The following is a 9,422-nucleotide window of genomic DNA, read 5'->3' on the forward strand; positions in this document are numbered from 1 at the left end:
GTTTCTGGAGTGAATGCTATCCCGAATATCGCGCTCGAGCCATCATCAAAACCGATTTGCCTCGGCAGATCCGGTTATCCTTTCGGCACGTCCGCCATTCATGACTTGCAGGGAGAAGAACCATGACGACGATGAGCGTTGCCGAATATGCCCGCGACTGTGCGGCGCAAGGGTTGCGCGGCGACTATTCGGTCTGCCGTGCCGATTTCACAGTAGCGCAGGGTTACGATTACAGCACAGAGGAGCAGGCGGTGTGGCGCACGCTGTGCGACCGCCAGACCAAGCTGACGCGGAAGCTCGCCCACCACTCCTATCTCGACGGCGTCGAGAAGCTCGGCCTGCTCGACCGCATCCCCGATTTCGAGGACGTCAGCGCCAAGCTGCGCAAGCTGACCGGCTGGGAGATCGTCGCCGTGCCGGGTCTCATTCCCGCCGCACCTTTCTTCGACCATCTCGCCAATCGCCGCTTCCCTGTCACCAACTGGCTGCGGACCAGGCAGGAGCTCGACTACATCGTCGAGCCGGACATGTTCCATGATTTCTTCGGCCACGTACCAGTGCTGTCGCAGCCGGTGTTTGCCGACTTCATGCAGATGTATGGCCGCAAGGCCGGCGACATCATTGCGCTGGGCGGCGACGAGATGATCACCCGGCTCTACTGGTACACGGCCGAATATGGCCTGATGCAGGAGAACGGCCAGCAGCTGAAGGCCTTTGGGGCCGGCCTGATGTCGTCGTTCACCGAGTTGCAGTTCGCCGTCGACGGCAAGGACGCCCACCACGTGCCGTTCGACCTCGAAACGGTGATGCGCACCGGCTACGAGATCGACAAATTCCAGCGCGCCTATTTCGTGCTCCCGTCGTTCGACGCCTTGCGCGATGCCTTCCAGACTGCCGATTTCGAGGCGATCGTCGCGCGCCGCAAGGGCCAGCCGGCGCTCGACCCGGCGACGGTCTAAACAAATCCGGGAGAATTGTTTCGGCCGGGAACGACTTGCATGAAACACAAAGCGCGTCGCATGAATCCGTGTCGACGCGACGCGCTTTGGACGCTTTGATCCCGCTGGCTATTGCATGGCCGCGGGGTTCATCCACAGGAACTCCCAGACGTTGCCGTCGGGGTCCTCGATGTGGCGGTTGAACATGAAGCCGAGGTCCTGCGCAGGGTTGGGATCGGCGCGGCCGCCTGCCGCCACGCCCTTCTCGATTGTGGCATTGACCTCGTCCTTGCTGCCGGCGGTGAGTGCGATCAGCATCTGGCTGTCACGCCTGGCGTCGCCGATCTGACGCGTTGTGAACTGGCCATAGTGCTGGTGCGTCAGCAGCATCACCCCAATCGAGTTGGAGAACATGATCGAACTGGCCTGGTCGTTCGAGAACTGCGGATTTAGTGTGCCGCCGATCGCGAGATAAAACTTGGTCGCTGCCTGCAGATCGCGCACCGGCAGATTTATGAAGATCATCTTGGTCATCGGTCTAAGCCTTGCCTTCGTTGACAGGTACTAGTCAGTCCAGTACCGTTTTCACGACTATCATGCGGGAACGGTACCGTCTAGTACTGGTCAGGAGGTCACCATGAAAATCGACGGTGAGACGAGATCGGCACGCAAGGATCGTGAGATCATCCAGGCGGCCACGGCGGCGTTCATCGGCAAGGGCTATGACGGGACCAGCATGGAGGAAATCGCCACCAGGGCGGGGGCCTCCAAGCAGACCGTCTACAAGCATTTCACCGACAAGGAGACGCTGTTCGGCGAAGTCGTTCTTGCAACCGCTACCCAGGCCAACGATGTCATCGAGTCCGTGACGACGCTGCTTTCCGAGGCGAAATTCATGGAAGGTGGCCTGCAGCAGCTTGCTCGATGTTTGATAACGACGCTCATGGATGAAGAGTTGTTGAAGCTGCGGCGCTTGATCATCGCCAATGCGGATCGAATGCCGCAGCTTGGCCGCAGTTGGTACGAAAAGGGCTTCGAGCGCATGCTTGGCTCAATGGCTTCCTGCTTTCAAAAGCTCACCAGTCGAGGGCTGATACAGACCAGTGACCCCTATCTGGCAGCCAGCCACTTTTTTGGGATGCTTCTTTGGATCCCCATGAATGAAGCCATGTTCACGGGAAGCAACCGGCGCTCCAAGGCCGAACTGGAACGGCACGCGGATGCCTCAGTGGGGGCGTTTCTTGTCGCCTATGGGGTCCAGCCGAAATAGTCCCGTTGCCTGCCGACATCGCAGTAACGCCGCCAAACACATCGCACCCTATCGCCCAGGGTTGTCCGACCCCTCGGCCTTTAGCCGCGCCAGCTGGGCGCGCTGCAGGTCGAGGGCGGCGTTGACGAAGCGCGATATTGTGGTGAGCTCAGCGTCGCTGAAGGTCGCGATGACCTTTTCGCCTTCCCGCGCAATAGTGCCGTAGTAGCGCGCCGACAGGTCCCGCGTGGCCTCGGTCGCCTCGATCACCACCTTGCGCCTGTCCTCGAGACTGCGCGTGCGCGTCAGCAGCCCGCGCGCCTCCAGCCGGTCGATCAGCGCTGTCACGGCGGCCGGCGTCAGCCCGGTTGCGGTGGCGATCGCGCCGGCCGATTGCGGGCCGCCATGGAGCAGGCCGATGCAATGGCGTTCGGCCATGTTCAGCCCCAGCCTCAGCCCCACCGCCTCGTCATAGGCCTGCGTCGCGTCCTGCCATTGCATGATGGCAAGGCCGATGGCCGTCGTCATTTCGGTCCGATTCTCGCTTGACGAATTTATTTCGATCATCTAACTATCAATCTGTCTAACATTTAGACTATCTCAACAATATGCGGTTGCAGCGCCCACAAGGCAAGAGCCGGCCGCCATCATGGAGTGAAAAAATGAGCTTGATTCAACAGCGTACGCCCCTCTCGCATGAGGAAGAGTTCAAATATGCCAAGCTGGCCATGGAATGGTACGGATGGGGGTCCCCCATCGGCCTTGGCATTTTGCTCGTGGCGCTGGCCGCTGCCGCGGTTCTGGTGCGCATCGCGGTCTACGGCTTCTGAGATATGCCGAACATCAGCCGGCGCCATCAACTGGCGCCGACTCATGGAACCGTCAGACGGCGACCACCTTGGCAAGATGGTCACCCAGCCGGCAGGCCAGCGCGGTGATCGTCGTCGTCGGATTGCATTCGCCCGACGTGCAGAACACCGAGGAGCCGCCGACATAGAGATTGTCCATGCCGTGCACCTTGCAGTTGGCGTCGACAACGCTCTTGGTGACGTCGGTGCCCATCCGCGTGCCACCCATATGATGATGGCCCGCCGTCTCGTCGTTGGTCGGGTAGTCGCCGCCATTGGTGATCCAGTCGGCAATGCGCACCCGGCCGAGATTCTTCTCGATCAGCGTCGTGCCGAACAGCCTAAGCCCTTCGAGAAGGGTGCGGTGTTCCAGCTCCGATTTCTTCCAGTGCAGCTCGATGCGCGGCACGCCGGCATGGTCGACATCGGTCGTCGACAGTTCGATCCGGTTGGAGGCCAGCGGCGCCTGTTCCCAGGCGACATAGAGCTGGGCCGCGCATCGCAGATTCTGGCTGAGCTTGGCAGACATCCATTCGGCCATGTCTGGCGCCGTGCAGGCGAGGTCGGCGATCAGGCTCTTGACGCCCGGATACGGCGTCTCGATCAGCCTGATGCCGAAATTCATGATCTGTAGCCGCTCCATGGCGGCAAGCGTCGGCGAGAAGAAGACCTCGTTGACGGCATCGACCTCGAACTCGCCATAGTCGGCCAGGATGGCATTGCCGCCCTCGAAGGTCGGATGCTCCATCCAGTAGCGGCCAAGCGCCGTCGCATTCGGCACGACGCCGCCGTTCGAGCGCTGGTTCGACCACAGAAGCAGGCGCGAATTCTCCAGTCCGCCGGTGCAGACGATGAAATAGTCCGCGCTGAAGGCGCCGGCATCCTGCCCGTTGGACCACAGCCTGGCGCCCGTCACGCGTTTGCCGTCGCCGGCAAGTTCAGTGGCGTAGGTGTTGAGCACGACCGCGATGTTCCCGCTCTTGTCGAGCTCGTCGGCGAATTTCTCGCCGAAGCGCACCGCCGGGCTCTTGATCAGCTGCACCCAGCGAATGTCGTCGGAGACCGGCACGTCCGGCCGGAAACCGGGAAGTTCGAGGATATCGTGCACTTCCGGCAGATAGGGTTCGATGTCGGCGCGGCGAATCGGCCAACCCGTGTCGGGCGCCCAAGCCTTAGGCTCGAAATCCTGTTTGTCGAGCACGCGGCACCAGCCCGCCCAGTGGTTCGAACTGCCGCCCATGAACCGCAGCCGGGTGACGTCGAGATCGAAGTAGAAATCGCCGACCGTCGTGCCACGGTAGAAATCCTGCGACTCGTCGCTGAATTCACGCGAGCCGGCCTCCAGCACCACGACCGGAATGCCGGCGGCGCCAAGCTTGCGGGCAATGGTGGTGCCGGCCGGGCCGGAGCCGAGGATGCAGACCTTGGCGGGGAAATTCGCGGCGCGAAACGCATCGTAGCTGTCGAAGATCATGCCAGATCGCTCCGCTTCAGGATCCAGCCATTGATCTCGACGATCTCGTTCAGATCGGCCCGTGTCGGGTCGGCTCGGTTTGGATCAGCATGCGAGGCATCGGCGTCAGGCAGCGTGCGGAACAGGGACAGGGCAGGCAGTGCGATCAACGCCTGCACGATCGTGCGGCGGGATATTTTCTTGATGAAGAAACTCATGGCTGGTCTCTCGGGTGGGGGCTTCGACGGCGCATGGCGTTACCTGAACGACGGGTCCCGGAACGGCACATGCATCGCGGCAGAAGCCAGTATTGTGCCAGGCTACCCGCAAAGCAGCGAAAACCGGGTAAACGGCGCAACCGAGTGTGAACAGGGTTAGGATTTTCTTAACGGGCCGGATCCAGTGGATCGGCGGCCTGATCACGCCGCCTCGGAAATGTCCGTGTCGAGGATCGTCAGATTGCGGCCCCGGTGCTTGGCCTGGTAGAGGCGCCGGTCGGCGGCGCGCATCAGGTCCGATACGCTGATATCCTCGCCACAGACGGTTCCGCCGATGCTGACCGTGAGCGGAACGGTCCGCTCGTCGACGGGCCGGAAGCGGATCAGCTCGACTTCGCGGCGAATGCGCTCGGCGACGCGCTTGGCCTCCTGCTCGGTGGCGCCGATCAGGAAGGCGCCGAACTCCTCACCGCCGATGCGGCCGAGCACATCGCCGCTGCGCACGCCGCGTTCGATCGCGCTGGCGATCAAGAGCAGTGCGTCATCGCCGGTCAGGTGGCCAAAATTGTCGTTGATCCTCTTGAAGTGGTCGGCGTCGATGATCAGCAGCGCCCCGCGATCGGACTTGCGGCGGGAACCATCGAGGGCGGCGAAGAAGTTTTCCCGGTTGAGCATGCCGGTCATGTCGTCGCGGCTCGCCTTGTCCGCCAGGCGGCGATGCGCGGCGGCGAGCTGGGCATGGGCTCGGGCAAGGTCGCGATGGGCACTTTTCAGCCTGTCGCTTTGCCAGAAAGTGCTTGCGCTGGCGACCCAGGCGAGGACCAGCGGACAGAGCGTGGTGGTCAGCCAGATCGTGCGGTTGACCGGAAATCCCATCGCCGGAACGATGATCAGCGTCAAAAGGAGAGAGGCTGCGACAGAGGCAAAAGCAACGGCGGCGGATCTCAAAATTATGCTATTCATCGCGTGCTCCCACAGGTCTGCCTCTGTGCCAGCAAGCCCTGAAGGCTACCTTTCCGGGATGCTTAAAAATTGAAGGGTGACGCTATTTCCGCGACTCTCGGCGCGCATAAGTTGTGGATAAAGTCTCTTTCAGAATGTCCGTTTCATGCCATAAGGAGCGCATGACCACGCTGCCTGACCCCGCCCGCTTCGCTCATGTCACCGACTGGGTGTTCGACCTCGACAACACGCTCTATCCGCATCATTCGAATCTGTTCTCGCAGATCGACGTCAAGATGACCGCCTATGTCGGCGAACTGCTGGCGTTGCCTCGCGAGCAGGCACGCAAGCTGCAGAAGGAGCTCTATCTGGAATATGGCACGACGTTGAACGGGCTGATGACGCGCCACGGCATCGATCCTGACGATTTCCTCGAGAAGGTGCATGACATCGATTATTCGTGGCTGGTGCCCGATCCCGTTCTCGGCACTGCCATCCGCCAGCTTCCGGGCCGCAAGTTCATCTTCACCAACGGTGACCGCAGGCACGCCGAACGCACCGCGCGCCAACTCGGCATCCTCGACCATTTCGACGACATCTTCGATATCGTCGCCGCCGGGCTCAATCCCAAACCGGCACGCCAGACCTACGAGAAATTCGCCGAACTCCACGCCGTCACCGGCCACAATGCGGTGATGTTCGAGGACCTTGCCCGCAACCTTGCTGTGCCGAAGTCGCTGGGCATGACCACGGTGCTCGTCGTGCCACGCAATTTCGAGCCGACCTTTTCCGAGATCTGGGAGCGCGACCCGGCCAACGAGGATGATGTCGATTTCGTCACCGACGACCTCGCCGGCTTCCTGACCGCGATCGTCGAGGTCACCGCCTGAGGTTCATGGATCTTCAGGTGATGCCGGCCTGCAAACGGCGGCTTCCTGCGCTTCCGGTGCTCACGTACCCGAACGTACGCTCCGCTCCGGTTCTCGGAACCCACCGTTTTCGGCTCGGCCTGACCTGAATCTCGATGAACCTCGAACCGTCAGTGCTCTCACAGATTGTAGAAGCGGCTGATGATCCCCCAGGCCTCGTCGGCGGTGTCGACGAAATCGATGATGTCCTGGTCGCCGGGGCTGATCGTGCCCTGTTCGGCGAGGAAATCGAGATCGATCGCCCGTTTCCAGAAGGATTTGCCAAACAGGATCACCGGCACGCGCTCCATGCGCCCGGTCTGGATCAGGGTCAGCGTCTCGAAGAACTCGTCCATCGTGCCGAAGCCGCCGGGAAACACCGCGACCGCCTTGGCGCGCATGACGAAATGCATCTTGCGAATGGCGAAATAGTGGAAGTTGAAGCAGAGCTCCGGCGTCACATAGGCGTTCGGCGCCTGCTCGTGCGGCAAGACGATGTTGAGCCCGATCGATGGCGCGCCGACGTCGTCGGCGCCACGATTGCCGGCTTCCATCACGCCGGGCCCGCCGCCGGTCACCACGACATATTCGCGGTAGTATGACGCAGCTGACTGCTGCGAGCACAGCCGCGCGAACTTGCGCGCCTCCTCGTAGTATTTGCTGTTTTCCTCGAGGTTCCTCTTCTGCGTCTCGTTCTTGGCCGCCCAGGCCTCGCCGCCGGGTTCCGGCAGGCGTGCGCCGCCGAACAGGATCACCGTCGAGCGGATGCCGCGTTCGGCCAGGATCATTTCCGGCTTCAGGAGTTCGAGCTGCAGCCTGACCGCGCGCAGTTCGCGCCTGGTCATGAACTCGGGATCGTTCCAGGCGAGCCGGTAGGTCTCGGCACGCGTCTGCGGCGTGTCCGGCACGCTCTTCGACCGCTCCAGATCCTCATCCGAATGCGGCAGCGGCGTCCACCCCGCCTTTTCCATAGGAGTCATAGTTACCTTACCCGTCCAATTTCTTCACTTGCGCCGTCCCATGGCGCAGCCGCGATTGACCCCCATTGAGCCTTAACATAAGCAGGTTCCGCAAAAGTGTCCGGCGGTTTTGCGACAAGAACCTGCTACATGCAAAGACCCAGGCGGGCAAAGCCTGCCCAGGGGTCCGCGCGACGTTCAAAACAGGGTAAGGCGCAGCCCCTTAACAGCTTGGTAATGGAGCAAATTCATGTCGAAGCCCGATCTGGCGAGCCTCGAGAAGACCATTGAGAAGGCCTTCGAGGAACGCGACGCGATTTCGACGGCGACCCGTGGCGAAACCCGCGACGCCATCCAGTCGGCGCTCGACCTGCTCGACCGCGGCACCGCTCGCGTCGCCGAGCGGCAGGCCGACGGCAAATGGCATGTCAACCAGTGGCTGAAGAAGGCCGTGCTGTTGTCCTTCCGGCTCAACCCGATGGAGATCATCAAGGGCGGTCCCGGCCAGGCCGTGTGGTGGGACAAGGTGCCGTCGAAGTTCGACGGCTGGAGCGCCGTCGACTTCGAGAAGGCGGGCTTCCGTGCCGTGCCGTCGTCGATCGTACGCCGTTCCGCCTATGTCGCGCCGGGCGCCGTGCTGATGCCGTCCTTCGTCAATGTCGGCGCGTATGTCGACAGCGGCACCATGGTCGACACGTGGGCTTCGGTCGGCTCCTGCGCCCAGATCGGCAAGAACGTGCATCTGTCGGGCGGCGTCGGCATCGGCGGCGTGCTGGAGCCGATGCAGGCCGGCCCGACCATCATCGAGGACAATTGCTTCATCGGCGCGCGCTCGGAAGTGGTCGAGGGCTGTATCGTGCGAGAAGGCTCGGTGCTCGGCATGGGCGTGTTCATCGGCCAGTCGACCAAGATCGTCGACCGCGCCACTGGCGAAGTCTTCTACGGCGAAGTGCCGCCGAATTCCGTCGTTGTCGCCGGGTCGATGCCTGGCAAGCCTTTTCCGAACAACGAGCCAGGCCCGGGTCTTTACTGCGCCGTCATCGTCAAGCGGGTCGACGCCAAGACCCGCTCCAAGACCTCGATCAACGAATTGCTGCGCGATTGATCTTTCCCGGAAACGGACGCACCTTCCGCCGGCGCGACAATGAGTCGCGCGTGACTGATGGAGGGGTGACATGGACTGGAAGTATCTGCTGACCAGCTACGAGGGTCGCATCAACCGTGCCAAGTTCTGGGCTTGTGTCGGCGTTGTCTTTGTCGGCGGGATCATCGCGACGATCCTCGACAACATACTCGGCACGACGTTCAACCAAATGCCCTACGGCTTTATCTATTTGCTCTACTCGCTCGCCATGCTCTATTCGATCTTCGCCGTCTACGCCAAGCGCTGGCACGATCGCGGCAAGTCCGGCTGGTGGAGCCTGATCATCCTCGTGCCGATCATCGGCGGGATCTGGTTTCTGGTGGAGTGCGGCATTCTCGAAGGCGCCAAGGGCGCCAATCAATATGGACCGGACCCGCTTGCCTGACAGATCAGATCTCACCTGGCTTTTCTTCAAAACATCGGGCCGCGTCAGTCGCGCGGCCTATTTTCTTGGCGGGTTGCTCGTCGCCATCATACAGGCCTTTCCGCTCTACCGCTTCACGCTGGTGCCGGAAGGTTCGGCCGAGAGCAACATGTGGTCGTTCATCTTCTTCATCGCCTTCATCGCTTCGCTATGGTCGAACATCGCGCTGGCCGTGAAGCGGCTGCACGACCTCGACAAGCCGGGCATTGCCGCGCTGATCCTGTTCGTGCCGGTGGTCTCGATCGTCGCCTTCCTTGTGTTGTGTCTGTTTCCAGGGCAGCCTGGGCCCAATCGCTATGGCCGGCGCACCAACGAGCCGGCGCAATCCTGAGGGCCGAT

The 9,422-nt window shown here is 61.8% G+C and carries 13 protein-coding genes; 7 read left to right on the plus strand and 6 right to left on the minus strand.

The features are described from left to right. Positions 1 to 122: 122 nt before the first annotated feature. Positions 123 to 959, plus strand: coding sequence for a phenylalanine 4-monooxygenase (phhA, locus tag AC1D08_RS01150; RefSeq protein ID WP_457151638.1), 837 nt, complete (start codon positions 123 to 125; stop codon positions 957 to 959). A 108-nt stretch (positions 960 to 1,067) separates the two neighbouring features. On the opposite strand, the gene AC1D08_RS01155 is transcribed toward phhA, so the two are convergent. Then, a complete protein-coding gene (locus tag AC1D08_RS01155) occupies positions 1,068 to 1,472 on the minus strand; it encodes a VOC family protein (RefSeq protein WP_477422425.1) in 405 nt (134 codons plus the stop codon). Between the two features lie 103 nt (positions 1,473 to 1,575). On the opposite strand from AC1D08_RS01155, the gene AC1D08_RS01160 reads away from it, so the two are divergent. Beyond that, a complete protein-coding gene (locus AC1D08_RS01160) occupies positions 1,576 to 2,208 on the plus strand; it encodes a TetR/AcrR family transcriptional regulator (RefSeq protein ID WP_379105054.1) in 633 nt (210 codons plus the stop codon). A 48-nt stretch (positions 2,209 to 2,256) separates the two neighbouring features. On the opposite strand, the gene AC1D08_RS01165 is transcribed toward AC1D08_RS01160, so the two are convergent. Next, positions 2,257 to 2,754, minus strand: a complete 498-nt coding sequence (locus tag AC1D08_RS01165; protein WP_457151637.1) for a MarR family winged helix-turn-helix transcriptional regulator — start codon at positions 2,752 to 2,754, stop codon at positions 2,257 to 2,259. 95 nt (positions 2,755 to 2,849) lie between these two features. Here AC1D08_RS01165 and AC1D08_RS01170 point away from each other — a divergent pair, with 95 nt between their 5' ends. Then, a complete protein-coding gene (locus AC1D08_RS01170) occupies positions 2,850 to 3,017 on the plus strand; it encodes a hypothetical protein (RefSeq protein ID WP_184872957.1) in 168 nt (55 codons plus the stop codon). A gap of 52 nt (positions 3,018 to 3,069) precedes the next feature. On the opposite strand, the gene AC1D08_RS01175 is transcribed toward AC1D08_RS01170, so the two are convergent. The 3 genes from AC1D08_RS01175 to AC1D08_RS01185 form a co-directional block, all read right to left on the minus strand. After that, entirely contained in the window at positions 3,070 to 4,509 is a 1,440-nt protein-coding gene (locus tag AC1D08_RS01175; RefSeq protein ID WP_457151636.1) for a GMC oxidoreductase, read from the minus strand. Next, a complete protein-coding gene (locus AC1D08_RS01180; protein WP_095083471.1) occupies positions 4,506 to 4,706 on the minus strand; it encodes a hypothetical protein in 201 nt (66 codons plus the stop codon). The genes AC1D08_RS01175 and AC1D08_RS01180 overlap by 4 nt, the downstream gene beginning before the upstream one ends. A 201-nt stretch (positions 4,707 to 4,907) precedes the next feature. Then, positions 4,908 to 5,669, minus strand: a complete 762-nt coding sequence (locus AC1D08_RS01185) for a GGDEF domain-containing protein (protein WP_095083469.1) — start codon at positions 5,667 to 5,669, stop codon at positions 4,908 to 4,910. Between the two features lie 161 nt (positions 5,670 to 5,830). On the opposite strand from AC1D08_RS01185, the gene AC1D08_RS01190 reads away from it, so the two are divergent. After that, complete coding sequence (locus AC1D08_RS01190) at positions 5,831 to 6,538, plus strand: pyrimidine 5'-nucleotidase (protein WP_457152932.1); 708 nt, start codon at positions 5,831 to 5,833, stop codon at positions 6,536 to 6,538. A gap of 158 nt (positions 6,539 to 6,696) precedes the next feature. Here the strand turns inward: AC1D08_RS01190 and AC1D08_RS01195 are convergent, their stop codons facing one another. Continuing rightward, complete coding sequence (locus tag AC1D08_RS01195; protein WP_457152931.1) at positions 6,697 to 7,536, minus strand: LOG family protein; 840 nt, start codon at positions 7,534 to 7,536, stop codon at positions 6,697 to 6,699. Between the two features lie 229 nt (positions 7,537 to 7,765). On the opposite strand from AC1D08_RS01195, the gene dapD reads away from it, so the two are divergent. From dapD to AC1D08_RS01210, 3 genes are all read left to right on the plus strand, one after another. Next, positions 7,766 to 8,620, plus strand: coding sequence for a 2,3,4,5-tetrahydropyridine-2,6-dicarboxylate N-succinyltransferase (dapD, locus tag AC1D08_RS01200; protein ID WP_457152930.1), 855 nt, complete (start codon positions 7,766 to 7,768; stop codon positions 8,618 to 8,620). A 70-nt stretch (positions 8,621 to 8,690) separates the two neighbouring features. After that, on the plus strand, positions 8,691 to 9,044 hold the full coding sequence (locus AC1D08_RS01205) for a DUF805 domain-containing protein (protein WP_095083461.1): 354 nt from the start codon (positions 8,691 to 8,693) through the stop codon (positions 9,042 to 9,044). Continuing rightward, positions 9,037 to 9,414 carry a DUF805 domain-containing protein gene (locus AC1D08_RS01210; protein ID WP_246461495.1) on the plus strand — a complete coding sequence of 126 codons (378 nt, stop codon included), beginning with the start codon at positions 9,037 to 9,039 and terminating at the stop codon, positions 9,412 to 9,414. The genes AC1D08_RS01205 and AC1D08_RS01210 overlap by 8 nt, the downstream gene beginning before the upstream one ends. The last annotated feature ends 8 nt before the right edge of the window (positions 9,415 to 9,422 follow it).

The organism is Mesorhizobium sp. P2_E6 (assembly GCF_056403835.1).